General features: G+C 74.6%; 22 protein-coding genes and 1 pseudogene. 18 read left to right on the top strand and 5 right to left on the bottom strand.

Going from position 1 to position 22,658, the window contains the following annotated elements; translation table 11 throughout:
• Positions 1–48 precede the first annotated feature (48 nt).
• Positions 49–1,155: a sensor histidine kinase gene (locus ACIGXP_RS00760; RefSeq protein WP_399762659.1), complete on the bottom strand. Its 1,107-nt coding sequence runs from the start codon at positions 1,153–1,155 to the stop codon at positions 49–51.
• Positions 1,152–1,817 carry a response regulator transcription factor gene (locus tag ACIGXP_RS00755; RefSeq protein ID WP_363217961.1) on the bottom strand — a complete coding sequence of 222 codons (666 nt, stop codon included), beginning with the start codon at positions 1,815–1,817 and terminating at the stop codon, positions 1,152–1,154. The genes ACIGXP_RS00760 and ACIGXP_RS00755 overlap by 4 nt, the downstream gene beginning before the upstream one ends.
• Positions 1,818–2,141: 324 nt before the next feature.
• Here ACIGXP_RS00755 and ACIGXP_RS00750 point away from each other — a divergent pair, with 324 nt between their 5' ends.
• The 6 genes from ACIGXP_RS00750 (at position 2,142) to ACIGXP_RS00725 (ending at position 6,991) form a co-directional block, all read left to right on the top strand.
• Positions 2,142–2,816 carry a histidine phosphatase family protein gene (locus tag ACIGXP_RS00750; RefSeq protein ID WP_399762657.1) on the top strand — a complete coding sequence of 225 codons (675 nt, stop codon included), beginning with the start codon at positions 2,142–2,144 and terminating at the stop codon, positions 2,814–2,816.
• A gap of 135 nt (positions 2,817–2,951) precedes the next feature.
• Positions 2,952–3,434, top strand: a complete 483-nt coding sequence (locus ACIGXP_RS00745; protein WP_399762656.1) for a hypothetical protein — start codon at positions 2,952–2,954, stop codon at positions 3,432–3,434.
• 97 nt (positions 3,435–3,531) lie between these two features.
• The gene (locus tag ACIGXP_RS00740) at positions 3,532–4,662 is read left to right on the top strand and encodes a PLP-dependent cysteine synthase family protein (protein ID WP_399762655.1); all 1,131 of its coding nucleotides are present in this window, start codon (positions 3,532–3,534) and stop codon (positions 4,660–4,662) included.
• Positions 4,659–5,939 (top strand): MDR family MFS transporter, encoded by a 1,281-nt coding sequence (locus ACIGXP_RS00735; protein ID WP_399762653.1) that lies wholly within the window; start codon positions 4,659–4,661, stop codon positions 5,937–5,939. The genes ACIGXP_RS00740 and ACIGXP_RS00735 overlap by 4 nt, the downstream gene beginning before the upstream one ends.
• A gap of 223 nt (positions 5,940–6,162) precedes the next feature.
• Positions 6,163–6,522: a hypothetical protein gene (locus ACIGXP_RS00730; RefSeq protein WP_399762652.1), complete on the top strand. Its 360-nt coding sequence runs from the start codon at positions 6,163–6,165 to the stop codon at positions 6,520–6,522.
• Positions 6,523–6,652: 130 nt separating this feature from the next.
• Positions 6,653–6,991 (top strand): DUF3040 domain-containing protein, encoded by a 339-nt coding sequence (locus ACIGXP_RS00725; protein WP_363217968.1) that lies wholly within the window; start codon positions 6,653–6,655, stop codon positions 6,989–6,991.
• A gap of 168 nt (positions 6,992–7,159) precedes the next feature.
• On the opposite strand, the gene ACIGXP_RS00720 is transcribed toward ACIGXP_RS00725, so the two are convergent.
• The 3 genes from ACIGXP_RS00720 to ACIGXP_RS00710 form a co-directional block, all read right to left on the bottom strand.
• A complete protein-coding gene (locus ACIGXP_RS00720; RefSeq protein WP_363217969.1) occupies positions 7,160–7,723 on the bottom strand; it encodes a hemerythrin domain-containing protein in 564 nt (187 codons plus the stop codon).
• A gap of 471 nt (positions 7,724–8,194) precedes the next feature.
• Complete coding sequence (locus ACIGXP_RS00715; protein WP_399763499.1) at positions 8,195–8,446, bottom strand: polysaccharide pyruvyl transferase family protein; 252 nt, start codon at positions 8,444–8,446, stop codon at positions 8,195–8,197.
• Positions 8,368–9,087 (bottom strand): hypothetical protein, encoded by a 720-nt coding sequence (locus ACIGXP_RS00710; RefSeq protein WP_399763581.1) that lies wholly within the window; start codon positions 9,085–9,087, stop codon positions 8,368–8,370. The genes ACIGXP_RS00715 and ACIGXP_RS00710 overlap by 79 nt, the downstream gene beginning before the upstream one ends.
• 361 nt (positions 9,088–9,448) lie before the next feature.
• On the opposite strand from ACIGXP_RS00710, the gene ACIGXP_RS00705 reads away from it, so the two are divergent.
• The 12 genes and pseudogenes from ACIGXP_RS00705 (at position 9,449) to ACIGXP_RS00650 (ending at position 22,543) form a co-directional block, all read left to right on the top strand.
• The gene (locus ACIGXP_RS00705; protein ID WP_399762649.1) at positions 9,449–10,456 is read left to right on the top strand and encodes an NAD-dependent epimerase/dehydratase family protein; all 1,008 of its coding nucleotides are present in this window, start codon (positions 9,449–9,451) and stop codon (positions 10,454–10,456) included.
• A gap of 31 nt (positions 10,457–10,487) precedes the next feature.
• A complete protein-coding gene (locus tag ACIGXP_RS00700; protein ID WP_399762648.1) occupies positions 10,488–12,122 on the top strand; it encodes a carbamoyltransferase in 1,635 nt (544 codons plus the stop codon).
• Positions 12,119–13,114: a glycosyltransferase family 2 protein gene (locus ACIGXP_RS00695; protein WP_399762646.1), complete on the top strand. Its 996-nt coding sequence runs from the start codon at positions 12,119–12,121 to the stop codon at positions 13,112–13,114. The genes ACIGXP_RS00700 and ACIGXP_RS00695 overlap by 4 nt, the downstream gene beginning before the upstream one ends.
• On the top strand, positions 13,111–13,896 hold the full coding sequence (locus tag ACIGXP_RS00690) for a D-glycero-alpha-D-manno-heptose-1,7-bisphosphate 7-phosphatase (protein WP_399762644.1): 786 nt from the start codon (positions 13,111–13,113) through the stop codon (positions 13,894–13,896). Before ACIGXP_RS00695 ends, ACIGXP_RS00690 begins: the two co-directional genes overlap by 4 nt.
• The gene (locus tag ACIGXP_RS00685) at positions 13,893–14,903 is read left to right on the top strand and encodes a glycosyltransferase family 9 protein (RefSeq protein WP_363217975.1); all 1,011 of its coding nucleotides are present in this window, start codon (positions 13,893–13,895) and stop codon (positions 14,901–14,903) included. Before ACIGXP_RS00690 ends, ACIGXP_RS00685 begins: the two co-directional genes overlap by 4 nt.
• A complete protein-coding gene (locus tag ACIGXP_RS00680; protein WP_399762642.1) occupies positions 14,900–15,862 on the top strand; it encodes a glycosyltransferase in 963 nt (320 codons plus the stop codon). The genes ACIGXP_RS00685 and ACIGXP_RS00680 overlap by 4 nt, the downstream gene beginning before the upstream one ends.
• Positions 15,859–17,091 carry a glycosyltransferase gene (locus ACIGXP_RS00675; RefSeq protein WP_399762641.1) on the top strand — a complete coding sequence of 411 codons (1,233 nt, stop codon included), beginning with the start codon at positions 15,859–15,861 and terminating at the stop codon, positions 17,089–17,091. Before ACIGXP_RS00680 ends, ACIGXP_RS00675 begins: the two co-directional genes overlap by 4 nt.
• Positions 17,088–17,789: an SIS domain-containing protein gene (locus ACIGXP_RS00670; RefSeq protein ID WP_363217978.1), complete on the top strand. Its 702-nt coding sequence runs from the start codon at positions 17,088–17,090 to the stop codon at positions 17,787–17,789. The genes ACIGXP_RS00675 and ACIGXP_RS00670 overlap by 4 nt, the downstream gene beginning before the upstream one ends.
• Positions 17,786–19,216, top strand: a complete 1,431-nt coding sequence (locus ACIGXP_RS00665; RefSeq protein ID WP_399762639.1) for a PfkB family carbohydrate kinase — start codon at positions 17,786–17,788, stop codon at positions 19,214–19,216. Before ACIGXP_RS00670 ends, ACIGXP_RS00665 begins: the two co-directional genes overlap by 4 nt.
• 493 nt (positions 19,217–19,709) lie before the next feature.
• On the top strand, positions 19,710–20,708 hold the full coding sequence (locus tag ACIGXP_RS00660) for a glycosyltransferase family 9 protein (protein WP_399762637.1): 999 nt from the start codon (positions 19,710–19,712) through the stop codon (positions 20,706–20,708).
• Positions 20,698–21,639 (top strand): glycosyltransferase family 2 protein, encoded by a 942-nt coding sequence (locus ACIGXP_RS00655; protein ID WP_399762635.1) that lies wholly within the window; start codon positions 20,698–20,700, stop codon positions 21,637–21,639. Before ACIGXP_RS00660 ends, ACIGXP_RS00655 begins: the two co-directional genes overlap by 11 nt.
• Positions 21,636–22,543, top strand: a pseudogene (locus ACIGXP_RS00650) (glycosyltransferase family 2 protein). Before ACIGXP_RS00655 ends, ACIGXP_RS00650 begins: the two are co-directional and overlap by 4 nt.
• Positions 22,544–22,658 lie beyond the last annotated feature (115 nt).

Here is a 22,658-nt window from a genome sequence, read left to right as displayed (position 1 = left end):
CTGCGCTAATGGTTCAGATGCGAATCATATGCAGCAAGGAGGGTGCTTTCACGATGCCGGCGCGATCGGCAGTTCCAGGAGAACCTCCCAGCCGCCGTCGGCGGTGGGTCCGAACGTGACGGTGCCGCCCAGGAGGGCGGCGCGCTGCCGCAGGGCAACCAGGCCGTAGTGCGCACTGGGCAGGGGCAGGGCGGGCCGGGTCGGCGCGGTGTTGCCGACCGTGACAGCAACGGCGTCGCCCTTGCGGCAGGCGCGTACGGTGGCGGTGGCGCCGGGTGCATGTTTGCGCACGTTGGTCAGCGCTTCCTGGACGGTGCGGTAGACGGCGCGCTGCAGAGCCGGCGGAAGGTCGGCGGGCAGATCCGTCGTCAGGTCGGTGTCGATACCGCTGGCGTCGATCAGTCGCCGCAGGTCGGCCAGGGAAGGCTGCGGAGTCAGTTCCGTTGGGCGGGTGTGGGAGCCACGCAGGACGTTGACCATGTGCCGCAGTTCGTCGAGCGTCTGCACGCTCAGCCGCCGGATCGTGGCTGCGGCTTCCCTCGCTCCGGTGTCCCGCGTGCCGACCTGGAGCGCACCCGCCCGCACCGCGATCAGGCTCACCTGGTGGGCGACCACGTCATGCATCTCGCGTGCCAGCTGCGCGCGCTCCTCGGCCAGGAGGGCCTGCGCGCTCAGCCGCCGTTCATGGTCGCGGGCCCGCGAGATCTCGGCCAGCCGCAGCGACAGATCACACCGAGCCTGAACCAGCTGGCCGAGGAAGACGGGCGCCGCAGCCGTCGCCGCGGTGTATCCCAGAGTGATCAACGACGAGGCGGTCCACAGATCCAGATGCGGCGGCGGCGACCAGGAGGTCATGTCGCAGAGCGTGTAGGCCATGGCGCACGCAGCCAGCAGCACCCGGCTCCGGGTGCGCGTCGCCAGGGTGTACAGCGCCGCCAGGGCGGCGAAGGTCGCGTCCGACAACAGGACGGCGGGCAAGGTGAGCAGGAAGGTCGTCAGCGGCCGGCGCCGGCGCAGCAGAAGCAGGCAGGCGGCGGCGAGGGCCAGGCCCATGCGCACCGGCTCGTCCACGCCGACATGCACCCAGACGTCCAGCAGTGCGGCACCGACGAAGCCGGCATCACGCAGTGCGCCGGCCAGACGGCGGGGCATCATCCCGGCTCCAGGTCTCGGGACGGTCTGAGGAGTCCGGCGCGTTCGGCGACCAGGGCCGCCTGGACGCGGCTGCCGACCTCCAGCTTGGTGAGGATGGCGCTCACGTGGTCCTTCACGGTGCCGGTGCCCAGGTGCATCCGGGCGGCGATGTCCGCATTGGACAGCCCCTCCGCGATCAGCACGAGCACGGCGCGTTCGCGCTCGGTCAGCCGGTCCAGGCTGCGGGTGGCGGTTCCCTGGCCGCCGGCCTCCAGATATCCGTCCACGACGGTCCGCGTGACCTTGGACGACAGGACGGTTCCGCCACCGGCCAGGGCGCGCACGAGGAACGGCAACTGCTCCGGGTCGGTGTCCTTCAGCAGGAAGCCCGCCGCCCCGCAGCGCAGGGCCGTGGCCACGTACTCGTCCATGTCGAACGTCGTGAGCATGGCCACCACCGGAGGCTGCGGCAGCCGGCGCAGATCGGCCAGGACGGACAGTCCGTCCACGTCCGGCATGCGGATGTCCAGCAGTACGACGTCCGGGCGCGTCTCCCGCGCCGTCCGTACCGCCTCCCCGCCGGGGACCGCCGCCACGACCTGGAGATCGTCCGCGGCATCCAGGATGCACCGGAACCCCGTACGGATCAGGGCCTCGTCGTCGACCACCAGTACCCGGATCACGCACGCTCCCACTCGCCGTCGGATCACCGTCCGTCGTACCACGCCGAGCAGCGCCGCGCTCCCCGAGACGGACGACCGGCCAGGTGGCGGGGCCGGGACCGGCCGGTCGGCGGGGATGCTCCGGCCTGCTGCCGGATGGTTACGGCAACCGGGTTCGCCAACCCTGGAGAACGTGGAACGCAACGAGCCGACCGAGGTGGTGCCGGCGGCGGTCGAGACCGCTCGCTGCCGCCGTACGCAGGCCGGCACGACGGTCCAGCGGCATCGACCTGGCGGTGTCGTACCCGGCGGCGTCACGCCGGGCCCCATGAGGAGGGCAGCCGCATGACGATCAGCCTGACACTTGTGTGCGCGCACCCCGCAGACGCGACCTGGGGCCACGCTCTGCCCCGTGACTGCGACATCGACGGGGCAAGCACCGTTCTGACGACGCTCGGCCCCGACACGTCGGCCGTGCGGTCGCCCACGAGCCGCTGCGCGCGCATCGCCGCGGCCCTCGCGCTGAGGGCCGCGGCGGAGCCCGCACTGCGCGACCTGGACTACGGCGCATGGCGCGGCCGTACCGCGGCCGACATCGTCGCCGCGGACCCCTACGGATACAGTGCCTGGCTCACCGACCCGGATGCGGCACCGCACGGTGGCGAATCCATCCGCCGGCTCTGCCACCGGACCGCGCTCTGGCTCACCGGCCTGCCTCCCGACACCGGCCACGCCCTGGCCGTCGTCGAACCGGCCGTGTGGCGAGCCCTCCTCGTCCACGCCCTGGCCGCACCCGCACGAGCCTTCTGGCAACTGCGGATATCGCCCCTGCACGACGTCTGCCTCACGCGGCGCGGTGATGTCTGGAGCATCCGGCCGGCCACCATATTCCCCGCACCGAGCAGCGGCCGGCATACGACTTTGCTCGGCACCGGGCCGACGAGGCCCAGGCGCACCGCCGGCCGGCATGCCGCGCGGCTCTGTCGGCACGCATGCCCACCACTGGTGGGACACTCCTGACCAGCCGGCCGAGCACTCCGCGGACGTGAACGGGAGGCTCCCCCGACACCTCGTCCTTCACTCGTACGGGGAGGGAACCTACTCGTACGGGGAGGGAACCTGCCGGAGGGTGACCGTCCGCCTACCATCTGTCGCATGCCGCAGGAATCTGCCGGCTGCGCGGGGGTGCGCAAGCCGGCCCTCGTCCTCCTCCTGGGACTGGTGCTGCTGCTCCTGGCCCACGCCGTCGCGTGTGCCGGGCACCTTGCCGACGGCCACGCGCACGACCTCCACGCGCAGGGGGTACCGGTGGCCGCGCCGGCGGCACCCGAGGAGGCCGGAGCGGCCGTACTGCGGTCCGTCCGGGAAGCGGCGGAGGACCTCGGCCCGGGGCACGGAGCCGACGAACATCCCGGGCACGGCAGCGTGTGCTGCGATCCTGCGGACCTGCCCGCCGGGCCACGAGCCACGGCCGGAGCCGTCCTCCTCGCGGTCGCGCTGCTCGCGCTGCTCTTCGTGCGTCGGCGCCCCGTGGACCCGGCGCCGCCGGGTGCCCCGCCAGGCAGAGCGGGTCCAGGGCCCGTGGGCAGCCCCTGCGGCTCCCACCTGCTCCACCTCGTTTGTGTCAGCCGTACATGACGGTGCCGCCCGGCCGAACGCCGGGCCTTCCGGCACTTCCATCCGTACGGCAGACACGTGGCTCCCGCGGCAGCGGAGCCACGAGAGGACCCCCACCATGAGCACTGCGCTGCGCAGCGTCACCTCGCACGACGTCACGTCCTTGATCGCGGCACACGACCTCCCCGAACCGCCTGGAGCACCCCGCCGGTCACCGGCCGGCATGGTCGGCAACACCCCTGTCCTGTGGGTCGGCGAGCCCTTCAACCCGGCGGGCCGCGGCTTCTGGGCCAAGCTGGAGGGCGCCAACCCCGGAGGGATCAAGGACCGCGCGGCCCTCCACATGGTCGACGCCGCACGACAGCGGGGCGACCTCCCGCCGGGCGCCCCGATCATCGAGTCCACCAGCGGCACCCTCGGTCTCGGCCTGGCACTGGCCGGCATCACCTACGGCCATCCGGTCACCCTCGTCTCGGATCCCGGCCTGGAGCCCTTGATGGTGCACCAGTTGCGCGCGCTGGGAGCGCACGTGCACGTGGTCACCGAGCCCGCCTGCCCCGGCGGCTGGCAGGAGGCACGCCGCCGGCGCGTGAGCGAGCTGCTCGCCCGCACACCGTCGGCCTGGTGCCCCGACCAGTACAACAACCCCGACAACGTCGCCGCCTACGCCTCACTGGCGCTGGAACTCGTCGTCCAGCTCGGACGGGTCGACGTCCTGGTCGCGGCCGTCGGTACCGGCGGCCACTCGGCCGGCGTCGCGCGCACTCTGCGCGCCTTCAACCCGCAGCTCAAGCTCGTCGGCGTCGACTCGGTGCACTCCACGGTCTTCGGCCAGCCCGCGGGCCCCCGGCTGATGCGCGGCCTGGGCAGCAGCATCCACCCCGGGAACGTCGACCACGCCGCCTTCGACGAGGTGCACTGGGTGGCCCCGCAGGAGGCGGTGTGGGCCTCCCGCCGGCTGGCCCGCGGCCACTGTGCCGGCGGCGGCTGGAGCGTGGGCGCCGTGGCACTCGTGGCGAACTGGCTGGCCCGTACCGAGCCGGAGCGGACCAGGATCGCTGCCGTCTTCCCCGACGGCGTGCACCGCTATTGGGACACGGTCTACAGCGACGACTTCTGCCGCCGGCACGACCTCCTGCACCGCTCCCCGGCAGCCGAACCGGACGAGATCGCGCACCCGGCCGAGGGCGTGGTGGAGCGCTGGACCCGCTGTACGACTGTCGTCGTGCCCGAGGGGGCGGTGCGATGAAGTCCCTCGCCGCTCAGTTCCGTTCGTTCAACGGTTGTCTCCGGTTCCTGATGGTCCAGCAGTTCACCATCAACACGGCCTTCTACATGCTGATGCCCTATCTGGCCGTGCATCTCGCGGACGGCCTGGGCCTGGCCGCCTGGTCGGTCGGGCTGGTGCTCGGGGTGCGCAACTTCACCCAGCAGGGCATGTTCCTCCTCGGCGGCACGCTCGCCGACCGGCTCGGCCACAAGCCCGTGATCATGACTGGGTGCGTGCTGCGGACGGTCGGCTTCGGCCTGCTGGGCTGCGTCGGCTCGCTCCCCGCGCTCGTGGTGGCGTCGGCGGCGACCGGCTTCGCCGGCGCGCTGTTCAACCCTGCCGTGCGCGCCTGTCTGGCCGAGGAGGCGGGGGAGCGTCGGGTGGAGGCGTTCGCCGCCTTCAACGTCTTCTACCAGGCCGGGATGTTCGTCGGCCCCCTGGTGGGACTCGCCCTGCTGGCTGCCGACTTCCGGTTCATCTGCTCGGTGGCCGCCATGCTGTTCCTGGCGCTGACGCTGGTCCAGGTGCGCCTGCTGCCGGCCCGTCAGGGTGCGTCGCAGGCCGAGCCGGACGGCGTGCCGGCCAACTGGCGCACGGTCGTCGCCAACCGCCCGTTCCTGCTCTTCTCGCTCGCCATGATCGGCTCCTACGTCCTGTCCTTCCAGGTGTACCTGGCGCTGCCGCTGCAGGCGCATCGCGCCGCCCCGGACGGCGGCGACGCGGTGACCACGGCGCTGTTCGCGGTCTCGGCCGCGGTCTCCGTGGCCGGCCAACTGAAGATCACCGCCTGGGCCGAGGCGCACTGGTCGTCCCAGCGCGCCCTCGTGTACGGCATCGCACTCATGGGTGCGGCCTTTCTGCCCCTGCTTCTCGGGACCACCCCGGTCACCCGGGATTCGAGCCCACTGACCTGGGCCGCGGCGCTGACCCCACTCCTCGCGGCGGTCACCGTGCTGGGACTGGGCACCGCGCTGGTCTACCCCTTCGAGATGGACACCGTCGTCTCCCTCGCGGGCGGACGCCTGGTCGCCACCCACTACGGCCTGTACAACACCGTCGCCGGCCTGGGCATCACACTGGGCAACCTGGCCACCGGCGCCGTCTGGGACGCTGCCGACCGCCTGGGACTCCCCGAGCTGACCTGGTGGGCGCTCGCGACGACGGGCGGCATCTGTGCCGGTTGCGTGGGGCTGCTGGCGCGCTCGGGCCGCTTGTCGGCAGGAACCGAGCGGAAGCTCACGGCGGTTGCCCCGTGAAGAGGGAGCAATCCTTCACACGGGCGGGGAGCAGGGAATGAATACCCCAGGGGTGGACGGCCTTCGGTCTGTCAGCCGCTGGCCGCGTACCGTCCGGTGCCTTCACCCCCGAGGGTGGACTACACGCATGAACAGCGCTTTCGGCGGGTTTCCGGTCCGGGCGCCAGCACCATGGGAGGGCCGCCCGGACCGTCCGGACCCGCCCCCACCGAAGGGAACCCCCATGGGCCTGCGCACCGCGCTGCTCTCCCTCGCGAGTGCTGTCACCCTTGTCCTCTCCGTCTCCGCCTCCGCCCGTGCGGGGGCCGACGGCGCACTCGAATACGGCTTCGTCGAGGCGGGCGGCCGTCACGCCGGAACGCTGGAAGATCCGGACCTCAACGAGTGCATCAACATTCCTGAGCTGGGGTCTTCCGCGGACTCGCGCACGTATGCAGACGCCCCGCACAACGTCACCAATGCCTATGCCGATGTGTACGAGGAGAGGGACTGCGAGGGCACCAGGACCACGCTCGCACCGGATGCCCCCGGTTCCCCGGACACGGTGCACTTCCGGTCCGTGCTGTTCCGGCCCGCTGGGTGAATCGCTGCCTGGTGCGCCTCGCGGAGCCGTGCGGGCCGGCGGCAGTGTCCACCGCATCGGCCGGCCCGTCCCGGGGAACTCGGGCGTCCGGGGACGGAAGCCGCCGATCGGCGGAGGAGGTGCCGTTGCCGTGGACGACTGGGAGATGTGGGACATGCATGACGAGGTACGGCTGTCGCCGCGCGAACGGCTGGTGCTGCTGCAGATCGAGACGGACCTCCGGCAGGACCACAGGTTCGCGCGCCGCATGGGGGACGGCCACCGCAGGGGCTGGCTGCCCGCGGCCGTACTGCTGCTGGGCACCGCCTCGGCGTTCGTGGCCGTCATGGGCATCCGCACCTCGGACCCCGCGCTGCTGTGCTGCTTCGCTCTCCTGTGGCCCCTGACCCTCCTGCAGGCCTTCCGCCTCCTCTGCCGCACGACCCGCCTGCGGTCCCACACGGGGGAGCGGATGAGGGAGTGGCTCTGACGACGGCGGGAGGCCGGTGACCGACCTCAGCCCTGGGGGCCTGGCAGGCCCAGTCGAGCCAAGCCAGGCCCCCGATCCCGCAGATCCGGAAACCAGCCCCGAACGCGCCCGGCAAGCTGGATCCCTGCCCCCTGGACCCGGCCTGCCCCAGCGCGCCAGTCGCTGCTGTCAGCTCTCCTTGCCCCGACCCGTCAGCGCATCGCGCATGCGGTCCACCAGGCCGGTGCCCGGGGCCAGGAGTTTGTTGGCCGGGGGAGTGTCCGGTGCGGACGGGTGCGGTCGCGTGGGGGCCATCTTCTTCGCCCGGCGCACCTTGTCGCCCAGGTCCATCAGCGCATCGGCGGGGCAGGCGGACTCCAGCCGCGGGAAGAGGTTCTGCTCCTCGTCCGTCACATGCGAGCGGATCTCGCTCATCAGCTGCCCCATCAGCGTGTCGAACTGCGGATCGTCCGCCTGCATGCCCTCCAGGTCTTTCATGATCTGTTCGGCCTTGGCGTGATCCTCGAGTTCCTTGTCGGCCAGGGCGTCCCCGCCGGAGATGTGCTCGCGCACCGCCGGGTACAGATAGGCCTCCTCCGCGACCGAGTGGCGCACCAGCTCGATCGTGGCCTGGTCGGCGAGGTTCTTGCGGTCCTTGGAGCCGGGCGGCAGCGCCTCGATACGGCCGAAGATCTCCTCGACCTCGCGGTGGTCGGTCGTCAGCTCCTGGATGACGTTTCCGCCGTGACCCATGTCGTTACCTCCTGCGAGACATCGCGGCGGCCCATGACGGCCTGCCGTCGCCGCGCCGAGTGCCCCGAGCACGGCGCGCTACACGGCCAGCCCGCGCCGGGTCAGTGCATCGGGTGGCTGACTGCGTCCGTCCGGCCGACTCGGTGGTCGCCGGGTCGGCGGCGTCGGGCGCGGGGGTGGGAGCCGTTCAGCCGGGCGTCGGTGGTTGCCGGGTCTGTGTGTCGGGCGGATGTGACGCGGGTGTCCGGTTGATTGGGGTGGCCGCCGGTCGGTGGCGTCGGGCGCAGGGCCGTGGCCGTTCAGCCGGGCCCCGGCATTGCCGGGTCTGCGCGTCGGGTCAATGGGGCGAGGCCCTCCGGCCGGCTGGGGCAGGCGCCGGGGCGGCGGCACGGAGCGAGCCGGCCGCGACGGGTTCTGGCCGTCCGGTCCGGCTCGGTCGGCTGTGTCATCGGTGTTATCGGCCCGTCGGAGTCAGCGCAACGAGTGGCGTGCCGCGGCCGTGCGGCCCGGCTCCGACAGCGTCCACTGCCACCAGTGGTCCAGCAATTCCTCGGCCAGACTCCCCGTCTCCATCAGCGCGGGCCGGCCCACCGCCCGCGCCTGGGCGCTGACCTTGGCGCCGCCCGCGACCGGGTCCACGGCGATCACCGGGGTGCCGGTGCGCAGGGCCAGCACCAGGCCGTGCAGCCGGGTGGTGACGACGACGTCGAAGCGGGAGACCAGGGCGAGGAACTGCTCGGCCGTGGCGCACAGCCGCCAGTCGTCCGTGGCCAGCCGGGTGTCGGCGGGTACGCGTGCGCAGTCCTTCCCGGCCAGCCAGCGGGTGAGCCGTGTGTTGACCTCCTCGTGCCGGCGGCTGCGCCGTACTCGCCCTGCCCCTGGGAGAGCAGCACCCCGGCCACGGGCGGCAGCGGGCCCGCAGGGGCCGCCGCCGCAAGATCGTGCCGGGCCGGGGCCGCGGTGCCGTCGCGGGCGACGATCTCGTGGAAACCGGTGGCCCCGGGATCCGCCGGATCGACGACCGAGACGCCGGCCGCGAGTCGCCGACAGGTCCTGAACCTGGCATGCAGCCGGGCGACTTGCGGGCCGTGCACCGGACCGCACACGAAGAGCACGGTGCCGTACGCCTCCGGCCGCGCCGCCTCCAAGGACAGCGCGCCGGGACGGAAGCCGGGGCTCCACGCCGTGTCGTGAGGGATGCCCGCCCGGGTCAGCGCGGCGGACGCCTGCCGCTGCGCGAGCGTGTCACCGGCCGTCGCCTCCCCGTCCAGGAAACTGAACCAGCCCGTCAGCAGAACCCGCCCGGGAGGCCGGCCGGACCCGCGCAGCATGCGCAGCAAAGCGGCCGTGAGGTCGTCGTCCATGTCCCTCTCCTGCCTCGCTCCGGCTTTCACGGTTCTCCGGCCTCCCGCCCGCCGACCGCCCTCGGAGTCGCGCGAGTACCCGTGCTTCCGGACAATAAGAATCCAACGTGTGAAACCAACTGGCAGGGGCACTCGCTGCCAGCGCCGTCCAGCCAGCGGCGGCCGACCAGGGCGGTCCTCCAGACGAGCGGGACCCGTGCCCTGCCCAGATCTCCCCCCTTTTCCCTCCGTGCTTCCCTCAGCGGGCCGACGAACCCGGCCCGGCGACGCGGTACGCGCCGAACGCCCAGGCAGGAGCGCTGCGACAGCCCAGCCAGGAGCGTTCCACGGGCGCGACGACGTGGACGAAGGAATGGCCCCCATGACTGGTGACACACCGTTTCCCTGGCGGCGCGCCCTCGTGACCGGCGGCGCCGGCTTCCTCGGCTCACACCTGTGCGAGAGCCTGCTGGATTCGGGCGTCGAAGTCGACTGCGCCGACAACCTCGCCTGCGGGCGGCGCGAGAACGTCGCCCAGCTCGAGGACCGGCCCGGTTTCCGGTACGTGCACTGCGACGTCTCCCACCCCGACTGCGTGGAGTCCCTGACGGGGCCGTACGACCTGGTGCTGCACTTCGCCTGCCCGGCCTCGCCCGCCGACTACCTGCGCCTGCCGCTGGAGACCCTGGACGTGGGCAGCCTCGGCACCCGCAACGCGCTCGCGATCGCCGAACGCGACGGCGCGCGTTTCCTGCTCGCCTCCACCTCCGAGGTCTACGGCGATCCGCAGGTGCACCCGCAGCACGAGGGCTACTGGGGCAACGTGAACCCCATCGGGCCGCGCAGCGTGTACGACGAGTCCAAACGGTTCGCCGAGGCCCTGGTCACCGCGCACGCCGCCAGCAAGGACACCGACGCCGGCATCGTGCGGCTGTTCAACACCTACGGGCCGCGCATGCGGGCCCACGACGGCCGCGCGGTGCCCACGTTCATCTGCCAGGCCCTGGCCGGGGAGCCGGTCACCGTGACCGGCGACGGCAGCCAGACCCGCTCGCTGTGCTACGTGGACGACACCGTCGACGGCATCCTCCGCGTCGCCGCGAGCAGGGCCGTGCGGCCCGTGAACATCGGCGGCAGCGACGAGATCACCGTGGCCGACCTGGCCCGCCGGGTGGTCGCCCTCACCGGCTCCCGCTCACCGATCGCGTTCATCGACCGGCCCGTCGACGACCCCGGCCGCCGCCGCCCCGACACCACCCTCGCGCGCGAGCTGCTCGGCTGGTCGCCGCAGGTCCCCTGGGAGGAGGGCCTGAAGCAGACCATCGCCTACTTCGCCGCCCGGCCCCCCGAACCGGTCCCGGGGGAGGAGGACCCGGCACCGCAGTCCTGACCCCCGACCGCCCGCCGCACTGGAGCAGCGCATGCACGTCCTCGGTATCAACGCACTCTTCCACGACCCCGCCGCCGCCCTGATCACCGACGGCAAGATCGTGGCGGCGGCGGAGGAGGAGCGGTTCTCGCGCCGCAAACACGGCAAACGGCCCGTCCCCTTCTCCGCCTGGGAGCTGCCCGAGCAGTCGGCCCGCTGGTGCCTGGAGCAGGCCGGCCTCACCCCGTCCGACCTGGACGCCGTCGCCTACTCCTACGATCCCGCGCTCGCCCGCCCGGCCGACCGGATGGGCCTCGACGACCCCTGGGACCATCTGCGCCAGGAGTACGCCCGCCAGGCCCCCGGCTTCCTCGCCGAGGCCCTGCCCGGACTCGACCCGGCGAAGGTGAAGTTCGTCCCGCACCACGTGGCCCACGCCGCCTCCGCCGGACCCGTCTCGCCGTACCCCGACTGCGCCGTCCTCGTCCTGGACGGCCGCGGCGAATGCGGCTCCCATCTGGCCGGCCGCTGCACCAACCGGGAACTGACGGTCCTCGGCACCCAGCAACTGCCCGACTCCCTCGGCCTGTTCTACGAGGACCTCACCCAGCACCTCGGCTTCCTGCGCAGCAGCGACGAATTCAAGGTGATGGCCCTCGCCTCCTACGGCACCCCGCGATTCGCGGACCGGCTGCGCGCATACGTCCAGGCCGACACGCAGGGCGGTTTCCGCGCCCGTCCCGTCCCCTGGGCCGACCTCGTCCCGCCCCGCCCGGCCGGCGGAACCTGGAGCCAGGACCACGCCGACCTCGCCGCCAGCGCCCAGCTGTGCCTGGAGGAGGCCATGCTCGCCCTCGCCCGCTGGCTGCGCGAGCGCACCGGTGAGGACGCGCTCACCCTGGCCGGCGGTGTCGCCCTCAACTGCGTCGCCAACACCCGGCTGTGGCGCGAGAGCGGCTTTGCGCACGTGTGGGTCCAGCCCGCCGCCGGAGACGCCGGTACCGCCCTGGGCGCGGCCGCACATGTCGCCGGCCAGAAGGACACCCTGGAGCCGATGCCGACCGCCGCACTCGGCCGGGGCTGGACCGACGCCGAGCTACGGGCGTGGCTGGAGCGGGCGGCCGTACCGTACGAAGAGCCCGCCGACATCGCCGAGACCGCCGCCGAGGCGCTGGCCGCCGACGGGATCGTGGCCTGGTTCCAGGGGCGCAGCGAGTACGGGCCGCGCGCCCTAGGCCACCGCTCGCTGCTCGCCCACCCCGGCAGGGCGGACAACCTGGAGCGGCTCAACGCGGTCAAGGGACGCGAGGAGTTCCGGCCGGTCGCCCCCATGGTCCTCGCGGAACGGGCGGCCGAGATCTTCGACGGGCCGCTGCCCAGCCCGCACATGCTGTTCGTGCACGACGTGGCCGCCGACTGGAAGGACCGCATCCCGGCCGTCGTCCACGTCGACGGCACGGCCCGCATCCAGACCGTCGACCGCGACCTGGAACCCCTCGTCGCCCGGATGATCGACGGCTTCGAGCGGCGCACCGGGCTGCCGGTGGTCGTCAACACCAGCCTGAACACCGCCGGACGGCCCATGGTCGACGACCCGCGTGACGCGCTGGAGTGCTTCGGCTCCGCACCCGTGGACCTGCTGGTGCTCGGACCGTTCGCGATCCGCCGAGGGAAGGCGTTCGCATGACCGGTGCGCCCGCCTACACCGTCGTCGTCCCGACGATCGGCCGTCCCTGCCTCGCCGAGTGCCTGCGCGCGCTCGCCGAGGCAGCGGGGCAGCCGCCGCACGAGGTGATCGTGGTGGACGACCGGCCCGCGCCCGACGGCGAGCTGCCGCTGCGGGCGGCCGGGCCGCTGCTCGACCGGGTGCGGATCCTGCGCACCGGCGGGAAGGGCCCGGCCGCGGCCCGAAACGCCGGCTGGCGCACCGTCGAGACCCCCTGGACGGTCTTCCTCGACGACGACGTCCAGGTGCTGCCCGACTGGTCCCGGCTGCTCGCCGAGGACCTGCGCCAGGCCGACCAGGAGGTCGGCGGCATCCAGGGACAGCTGCGTGTCCCCCTGCCCCCGGACCGCCGGCCCACGGACTGGGAACGCAACACCAAGGGCCTGGAGAACGCCGCCTGGGCCACCGCCGACATGGCCTACCGCACCGCCGCGCTCACCCGGGTCGGCGGCTTCGACGAACGCTTCCCGCGCGCCTTCCGTGAGGACGCCGACCTCGCCCTGCGCGTCCAGCGGGCCGGCTGGTCGCTGATCAGGGGCAGGCGGACCACCCGGCACCCGGTCCGCCCGGCGCACTGGTGGGCCTCGCTGCCCGCGCAGCGCGGCAACGCCGACGACGCGCTGATGAACCGGCTGCACGGCCGCGACTGGTGGGACCGCGCCCAGGCGCCCCGCGGCCGGCTGCCCCGCCACCTGGCCGTGACCGGTGCCGCGCTCGCCACGGCCACCTGCGCACTGGCCGGCCGCCGCAGGGCCGCCACCGTCTGCGCGGCCGTGTGGACGCTCGGCACGGCCGAGTTCGCCCTGGCCCGCATCCTGCCCGGCCCCCGTACGGCCCGCGAGATCGCCGGGATGCTCGGCACGAGCGTGCTCATCCCGCCGCTCGCCGTACGGCACTGGCTGCGCGGAGTCGTCCGCCACCGGCACGCACGACCGCTGGGAGGTACCGGGTGAACCCTGTCTCCGCCGTCCTGTTCGACCGCGACGGCACCCTCGTGGCGGACGTGCCCTACAACGCCGACCCCGATCGCGTCCGGCTCCTGCCGGGCGCCGCGGCGGCCGTCGCTCTCGCACGCTCCCACGGCCTCGCCACCGGTGTCGTCAGCAACCAGTCCGGCATCGGCCGCGGCCTGCTCACCGCGGACGACGTGCGCCGCGTCAACGAGCGTGTCGACGCCCTGCTGGGCGGCCTGGACACCTGGGAGTTCTGCCCGCACACCCCGGCCGCCGGCTGCCCCTGCCGCAAGCCGCGACCGGGCTTGGTGTTCGCGGCCGCGGCCCGGCTGGGCGTGGCACCCGCCGAGTGCCTGGTGGTCGGCGACATCGCCGCCGACGTCCTGGCGGCACACGCGGCGGGCGCCCGCGGGCTCCTCGTCCCGAACGCCGCCACGGCCCCGGCGGAGGTGACCCGTTTCGCCGCCCTGACCGCCCCCGACGTACTCACCGCGGTCCACATGGCCCTGGCGGGGGTGGCGAGGCCGACTGAGACGGAGTCCTCTCGGCGGGAAGGGGCGGACGCGGCCGGACCGTGGCTGGCCCGGCCGGAGGCGGCGGTCCCGGGCGGAGGCCGACTGTCCGAGCGGGACGCGGCGGTTCCTGACGGGACGTCGTCCTCTTCGCGGCACGCCGCGGTCCCGGATGGGACGTGGTCCTGTTCGTCGGAAGCGGCGGGGCCGGGCCGAGTGCGGCCGCCGCGGCTGGACGCACTGGGCCGGCAAGGGAGGCGGTCGCCGTGAAGGTTCTCGTCGTGCGGCTCGACAGCTTCGGTGATGTGCTGCTCGCCGGGCCGGCCGTGCGTGCCGTCGCCGCTCACAGCACGCACGTCACCATGCTGTGCGGTCCGCGCGGCGCGGATGCGGCCCGGCTGCTGCCCGGGGTCGACGAGGTGCTGGTGTGGGAGGCGCCCTGGGAGGGCTTCGACCCGCCCGAGGTGAACCCGGGGGACGTCGAGGACCTGGTCGGCCGGCTGCGCGCCGGGGACTTCGGCGCCGCGCTCGTCCTCACCTCCTTCCACCAGAGCCCGCTGCCCACCGCGCTGCTGCTGCGGCTGGCGGGCGTCGGCCGGATCGGCGCCGACAGCGTCGACCACCCCGGGCGGCTGCTCGACGTACGGCACCGGCGGCTGCCCGGCCGCCACGAGGTCGAGGCGGCGCTCGACACCGCCGCCGCCATGGGCTTCCGACTGCCTCCGGGAGACGAGGGGCGGCTGCGCGTGCTCCCGCCGCCGGACACCAGCGGCCTCACCGGCAACGGCCCGTACGTCGTCCTGCACCCCGGCGCCAGCGCGCCCGCTCGCGCCTGGAGTCCCCACCGGTGCGCGGACGCCGTCGCCCTGCTCACCGACGCCGGGCACCGCGTGGTCGTCACCGGCGGCCCGCACGAGCGTGTGCTCACCCGGTGCGTGAGCGGGGACGTGGGCGTCGACCTCGGCGGGCGGACCTCCCCGCGCACCCTCGCGGGCGTGCTGCGCCTGGCCGACGTCGTGATCAGCGCCAACACCGGCCCCGCTCACCTCGCCGCCGCCGTCGGCACCCCGGTCGTGTCGCTGTTCGCGCCGGTCGTCCCGGCCGAGCGCTGGGCCCCGTACGGCGTCCCCACCATCCTCCTCGGCGACCAGTCGGCGCCGTGCGCCAACACCCGGGCGCTGACCTGCCCGGTGCCCGGACACCCCTGCCTGGACGAGGTCACCGGCCAGGACGTGGTGCGCGCGGTGCACAAGCTCATCCAGGAGCGGCACTCATGAACATCCTCGTCTGGCACGTGCACGGATCGTGGCTCACCGCCTTCGTGCAGGGCCCGCACACCTATCTGGTCCCGGTCACCGACGACCGTGGCCCCGACGGGCTCGGCCGGGCCGTGACCTGGGACTGGCCCGAGACCGTCGAGGAGTGCACGCCGAAGGAGCTGGGGGACCGCGACATCGACCTGATGGTGCTGCAGCGGCCGCACGAACTCGGCCTGGCCCCGCGCTGGACCGGCCGCCGCCCCGGCGTGGACGTGCCCGCCGTGTACGTCGAGCACAACAGCCCCGACGCGTCCCCCGAGCGGCAACTCCACCCGCTGGCGGGGCAGTCGGCGATCCCGATCGTGCACGTCACCCACTTCAACCGGCTCATGTGGGACACCGGCCGGGCCCCGACCGACGTCGTGGAGCACGGCATCATCGACCCCGGCCACCGCTGGACCGGCACCGAGCGCCGCGCGGCCGTCGTCGTCAACGAGCCCGTGCGCAGGGGCCGCACGACCGGCACCGACCTGCTGCCCCGCTTCGCCCGCTGCGCTCCCCTGGACGTCTTCGGCATGCGCACCGAAGGGCTCGCCGAGCACCTCGGTCTGCTCCCCGACCGCTGCCGCAGCCGCGACCTGCCCCAGCACGAACTGCACCGGGAGATGGCCCGCTGCCGGCTCTATCTGCACCCCGTGCGCTGGACGTCGCTCGGGTTGTCGCTGCTGGAGGCGATGTTCCTGGGCATGCCGGTGGTCGCCCTCGACACCACCGAGGTACGGGAGGCGGTACCCGCCGGCGCCGGGGTGGTCTCGAACCGTCTCGACGTACTGGAGGACGCCGTACGGGCCTTCCTCGCCGAACCCGAGCTCGCCCGCCGCACCGGCGCGGCGGCCCGGGCCGCGGCCCAGGCCCGCTACGGAGAGCGGCGCTTCCTGGACGACTGGGAGCGCCTGATCAAGGAGGTCACCCGATGAGCCGCATTCCGCACACGGCCGGGCGCGTCGCCATGGTCTCCGAGCACGCCAGCCCGCTGGCCGCGCTCGGCGGACCGGACGCCGGCGGCCAGAACGTGTACGTGGCGCAGGTAGCGCGGCAGCTCGCCAGAAAGGGATACCGGGTCACGGTGTACACCCGGCGGGACTCGGCGGGCCTGCCGGACCGGGTGACCCTCATCGACGGGGTGCAGGTGGTGCACGTGCCCGCCGGACCGCCCACCCCGGTCCCCAAGGACGAACTCCTGCCGCACATGGAGGAGTTCGGAGCCTTTCTGGCCCGGCAGTGGTCGCAGAGCCCACCGGACGTGGTGCACTCCCACTTCTGGATGTCGGGCCTCGCCGCCCTCGTCGGGGCCCGGGACCTCCGCATACCGGTCGTGCAGACCTATCACGCGCTGGGCACGGTCAAGAAGCGCTATCAGGGCGCCGCTGACACCAGCCCGCCGCAGCGCCTCGCCATCGAGGAGGCCGTCGGCCACGAGTGCGCCCGGATCATCGCCACCTGCAGCGACGAGGTCGCCGAACTGAAGGCCATGGGACTGCCGGAGGACCGGATCAGCGTCGTACCCTGCGGCGTCGACCCCGACCAGTTCGCGCCCGCCGCCCGCAGCCGCCCGGCGGGTGCCCGCAGGCGGCTGCTCGCCGTCGGCCGGCTGGTGCCCCGCAAGGGCTTCGACCGCGCCATCCGCGCCCTGGCCGGCATCCCCGACGCCGAACTGCTCATCGCGGGCGGCCCCGAGGCCGACCTGCTCGGCGCCGAACCCGAGGCGCAACGCCTGTACGCCATCGCCGGCGAGTACGGCGTCAGCGACCGCGTCACCCTGCTCGGCGGCATCAGCCGGGCCCGGATGCCCCGGCTGATGGCCGGTGCGGACCTCGTGCTGTCCCTGCCCCGCTACGAACCCTTCGGGATCGTCCCGCTGGAGGCCATGGCCTGCGCGACGCCGGTCGTCGCGACCGCGGTCGGCGGCCAGCTCGACACGGTCGTGGACGGCACCACGGGCGTGCTGGTCCCGGCCGACGACGACTACGACCTCGGCGCCGTCGTCCGTGCGCTCCTCGCCGACCCCGGCCGGCTCGCCCGGTACGGCGCCGCCGGCCGGCAGCGGGTGCTGAGCCACTACACCTGGGACCGCGTGGCCGACGGCGTGGCGGCGGTGTACGGCGCCGTGTCCTCGATCCCCTCGCTCTCGGGAGTCGTCCGATGAAGACCGTCCACGACACCACGCACTGCGACGACCTCGCCAAGGCCCTGGACACGTTCCGCGAGCACGGATCCCTCATCGAACAGTGGGGCACCGAACTCGCCCGCCGCCTCGGCTCCGGGGCCCGGCTGCTCGTCGCCGGCAACGGCGGCAGCGCGGCACAGGCCCAGCACCTGACCGCCGAACTCGTCGGCCGCTACCGCGACGACCGGCCGCCGTTCTCCGCCCTCGCCCTGCACGCCGACACCTCGTCCACGACCGCGATCGCCAACGACTACGGCGTCCAGGAGATCTTCGCCCGGCAGACCGCCGCCCACGGCCGCCCCGGAGACGTACTCCTGCTGCTGTCCACCAGTGGCGCGAGCGCCAACCTGCTGGCCGCCGCCGACCGCGCCCACCGCCTCGGCATGACGGTGTGGGCGCTGACCGGCCGGGCCCCCAACCCCCTTCAGCTCGGCGCGGACGCCGCGCTGTGCGTGGACGCACCGGTGGCCGCCACCGTGCAGGAACTCCACCTGGTCGCCGTGCACATGCTCTGCGAGGCCTTCGACAGCGCGGTGGAGCGCGGGGAGGCGGACCGCACCGAGTCCGGCGGCGTGGACGGCAGGCCGGGTGTCGTCGGCCGGCTCGTCGGCCGGGCCCGCACGGTCGGCCGGTCCGCGGACGGTACGCCCGTGGCCCCGAGGAAGGGACACGCATGAACAGCTCACGCACCCGCCTGGTCGTCGTGGGCGACGCGCTGCTCGACCACGACCTGTGCGGCCGGGCCGAGCGGCTGGCACCGGACGCCCCCGTGCCGGTGGTGCACGGCACCCGGCGCAGCTCCCGCCCGGGCGGCGCGGCCCTCGCCGCCTGCCTCGCCGCCGCCGACGGCCGCCCGGTCACCCTCGTCACCGCGCTCGGCGACGACCCCGCCAGTGACACGCTGCGCGAGCTGCTGGCCGGCCGTGTCGACCTGGTGGACGTGCCGCTGGACGGCACCCTGAGCAGCAAGACCCGGGTCATGGCCGGAGACCGGCCGCTGCTCCGCCTGGACGACGGCGAGGGACGCGCCCGCACGGCGACGGCGGCCGCCGAGACCGCCGTGACCGGAGCCGACGGTGTCCTGGTCGCCGACTACGGCCGGGGGACCGCCGACGTCCTGCGCACGGCCCTGACCACCGCCGCCGGCCGGGCACCCGTGGTGTGGGATCCCCATGTACGCGGCCGGCCCCCGGTCCCCGGCGTCCGCCTGGCCACGCCCTCCGCCCAGGAGGCCCGCACCTTCGCCCGCCGGCTGGACCACGCCGACGACACGGGCGACGAGGCCGGGCTGCGCACCGCCGCACGGGACGCCCGCACCCTGGTCCGGGCCTGGCAGGCCCGGGCCGTCGCCGTGACCCTGGGCGAGCGCGGCGCGCTGCTCTCCCACGGCGAGACACCGCTGCTGGTACCGACCCCGGCCGCCGCGGCGGGCGACCCGTGCGGCGCCGGCGACCGGTTCGCCGCGGCGGCCGCCGGACTGCTCGCCGACGGCGCGCTCACCGAGGCCGCCGTGCAGGCCGCCGTCCACGCCGCGACCCGCTACGTCGCCGAGGGCGGCGCCCGCGCGGTCGCCACCGCGGACCGGGCGGACGCCCCCGAGGCGGCCTCGCCCTGCGGGGACACCACGGCGGACGCCGTGCGCACGGCCACCCGGGTCCGGGCCGCGGGCGGCACCGTCGTGGCCGCGGGCGGCTGCTTCGACCTGCTGCACGCCGGGCACGTCGCCCTCCTCCAGGCGGCCCGCCGGGCCGGCGACTGCCTGATCGTCTGCGTCAACTCCGACGACTCGGTACGCCGCCGCAAGGGCAGCGGACGCCCCCTGGTCCCGGCGCCCGACCGGGTCCGGGTGCTGCGGGCCCTGGAGTGCGTCGACGCGGTCGCCGTGTTCGACGAGGACACGCCCGAACGCATCCTCGGCGAACTCCGGCCGCACATCTGGGCCAAGGGCGGCGACTACGCCCGCACCGAGCTGCCCGAACAGCCCCTGGTGGAGAGCTGGGGCGGTCAGGTCCTGCTGCTGCCCTACCTGGACGGCCGCTCCACCACCGCCCTGGCCCACCGCGCAGCCCGGTCCCCGGCTCCCACGGGAGGAACTCCCAGGTGACCCCCGGACCCCCGGCACGCCGCACCGCCCCGGACACCGCGCGGCGGACCCGATACGACACCCGGCGACCACCCCACACCCCGCCGTGCGCCCCGGCGGCACCCGGCCGTCCCGGACCGGCGCCGACGCGGACCGCCCGGCGGTGGCAGGCTTCTGCGCGGTGTGCGGCCGTCCGGGTTCGGTCCCTGGTGCGGTCGGAATGGCGGTGCCGGGGTTGTGGGCGGTGTGCGGCCGTCCCGGTTCGGCACCCGGTGCGGTCGGCAGGGCAGTGGCCGGCCGGGGCCTGCACTCGGTGCTTGGCCGTCCCGCGTCGGGGGGCGGCCTGTCCGCCGCAGGGCACTGGCGGCCAGGATCCGCGCGCCGCCGAGCACCGGTCCGACGGTTCGGGTCCCGGCCCGGCCCGCTCCGCCATCCGGTACGCGTCCCCCGCCCGCGACGCGGTACTCGCCCGCCCTTGCGCCACGGCAGCCGCACCCCTCGGAGGAGTCACCCGGTGACCCGCACGCACTCGTCCCACCGCCCGGTCGTCCTGGTGCTGCGCGCGCTCGGGCTCGGTGACCTGCTGGCCGGCGTGCCCGCGCTGCGCGGCATCCGGCGGGCCTTTCCCGGCCATCGCACCGTCCTCGCCCTGCCGCCGGCCCTCGCCGAACCGGCGCGCGCCACCGGGGCGGTCGACGCCGTCTTCCCGGCCGAGGCCCCGGGACGGGCGGTGCCGTCCCTCACGCACTGGACCGGCGCGCCACCCGACGTGGCGATCGACCTGCACGGCAACGGCCCGGAGAGCCGCGACGCCCTCGCGGCCGTACACCCGCGCAGGCTGCTCGCCCATGCCGCCCAGGACGGCCCGCCCTGGCAGGCCGACCTGCACGAACGGGACCGCTGGTGCGCCTTCCTGCACGCCTACGGCATCCCGGCCGACCCCTTGGACCTGCGGCTGCCCCGGCCGGGCACGCCGTCCCCGGCGCCGGGCGCGGTGGTCGTGCACCCCGGCGCGGCCTCCGGCTCCCGCCGCTGGCCGGGGGAGCGGTACGCCGCCGTCGTACGGTGCCTGCGCGCGGCCGGACACCACGTCGTGCTCACCGGCGGGCCCGGCGAGGAGGCCCTCGTGCGCTCGGTGGCCGAGCGCAGCGGACAGCGAGCCCATGACGTACTCGCGGGCGGCCTGCCGTACGCCGAGCTGTCCGCGCTGGTGGCCGAGGCGTCCCTGGTGCTCAGCGGCGACACCGGCCCGGCGCATCTCGCGGTCGCCCACGGCACCCGCTCCGTCACCCTCTTCGGACCCGTGTCCCCGCACCTGTGGGGCCCGCCCCGCAGCCCGGCTCACCTGGCCCTGTGGAAGCCCGGCCCGCCCGGCGACCCGCACGGCCGCACCCCCGACGCCTGCCTGCTGCGCATCCGCTCCGGCGAGGTCGCCGCGGCCTGCCTGACGCTGCTCGGCCCGGCCGGCGGCGGCTCCCGGCAGGCCGGACCGGAGGTGGCGCATGTCCACTGAGTCCGCCCCCGGCCGCACCCGCAGGGCCACCGCTGCGCCGGACCCGCGCATCACCGTCGCCGTCATCACCCGCGACCGGGCCGCCAGCCTGCTGCGTACGCTCGACGCGCTGGCCGAGCTGCCCGAGCGGCCGCCGGTCATCGTCGTCGACAACTCCCGTGACGACACCACCCGCAGGGCCGTGCGCGGTCACCCGGCCCTCCCCCGCCTGCTGCGACCCGCGGTCAACACCGGCGCTCTCGGCCGCAACCTGGCCGTCCGGCACGCCCGCACCCCCTACGTCGCCTTCAGCGACGACGACTCCTGGTGGGAGCCGGGCAGCCTGCGCCGCGCCGCCGACCTCCTCGACCACCACCCCCGGCTCGGTCTGCTCGCCGCCCGCACCCTGGTCGGCGACCAGGCCGCCGAGGATCCCCTCAACGCCGTCCTCGACGCCTCGCCCCTGCCCGCGGAACCCGACCTGCCCGGCCGCCCGGTGCTCGGCTTCCTCGGTTGCGCCTGTGTGGTGCGCCGGGAGGCCTTCCTCGCCGTCGGCGGCTTCCACCCGCTGCTCTTCTTCGGCGGAGAGGAGACCCTGCTCGCCTACGACCTGGCCGCCGAGGGCTGGGGCGTCGCCTACGAACCCACACTGTGCGCCCGCCACCACCCCGAGGACCACGGCCGCACCGGCCGCCCCTTCCTGGTCCGCCGCAACCACGTGCTGACCACCTGTCTGCGCCGCCCCTGGCCCGTGGCGCTGCGGGCCGGTGCCGGCCTCACCGTGGCCGCCGCGGCCGGCCGCCCGGGCGCGCGCCGCGCCCTGAAGGAGACCCTCGTGCGCTTCCCGGCCGCCCTGGCTCGCCGCCGCACCCTGCCCCCGCACGTCGAACACGCCGCCCGCCTGCTCGACCGGCAGGCGGCGGTACGCCCGCAGGAAGACCCCGCGCGATGACCCGGACCGCCCCCGACGACCGTACGACCGTCGTCGTGATCACCCACAACCGCCGCGAGGAACTGCTGCACACCCTCGCCCTGCTGCACCGGCTGCCCGAACGCCCCGCGTGATCGTCACCGACAACGCCTCGACCGACGGCACCGCCGAAGCGGTCGCCCGCGACTTCCGCCAGGTGACACTGCTGCGCCCGGGCCGCAACCTGGGGGCCATCGGCCGCAACCTCGCCGTCCGGCAGGTCCGCACGCCCTACGTCGCCTTCTGCGACGACGACACCTGGTGGGAGCCCGGCAGCCTGCGCCGGGCCGCCGACCTGCTCGACGCCCGGCCCCGGCTCGCGGCCGTCACCGCACGGATCGTCGTGGAACCCGAAGGCACCGAGGACCCCGTCGTACGGGAACTGCGCGAGTCCCCGCTGCCCGGACCCGACTGGCTTCCCGGCCCCGCCCTCGGCTCGTTCCTCGCCGCCGCCACCGTGCTGCGGACCGAGGCCTTCCGGGCGGGCGGCGGCTTCCACCCCGGGCTGTGGCTCGGCGGCGAGGAGGAACTGCTCGCCTGCGACCTGCTGCGGCAGGGCTGGTGGCTCGCCTACGCCGAGGAGCTCACCGTGCACCACCGCGCCTCCCGGCTGCGCGACAGCACGGCCCGGCGCGTCCTCGGCCTGCGCAACACGCTGTGGTTCACCTGGCTGCGCCGCCCGCTGCTGCCGGCGCTGCGCCGCACCGGGCACCTGATGCGGACCGTGCCCCGGGACGCCGCGTCCGCGCGCGCCTTCGCCCACGCCACCGCCGGACTGCCCTGGGTGCTGCGCCAGCGCGACCCCGTACCGCCGGACCTGGAACGCCGGCTCGCGGCACTGGAACGGGCCCGCCGGAGTTCACCCGCACGGCGGTATGTCGGCTGAATCGCACCCGGCGCGACACGCCCGGCCGCAGTCGTTGCGCCGGGCGCGGCGCGCAGGCACAGTGAACTCCCCGGTCAAGACGCGGCTGGCTGCTCTGATCCTTCCCCGCCCAGGA

Origin of the sequence: Streptomyces sp. NPDC053069 (genome assembly GCF_044546895.1) — a bacterium.
Taxonomy (GTDB): domain Bacteria; phylum Actinomycetota; class Actinomycetes; order Streptomycetales; family Streptomycetaceae; genus Streptomyces.
Note: the sequence above shows the minus strand (reverse complement) of the source record. Positions and strands in the feature narration are given on the sequence as shown.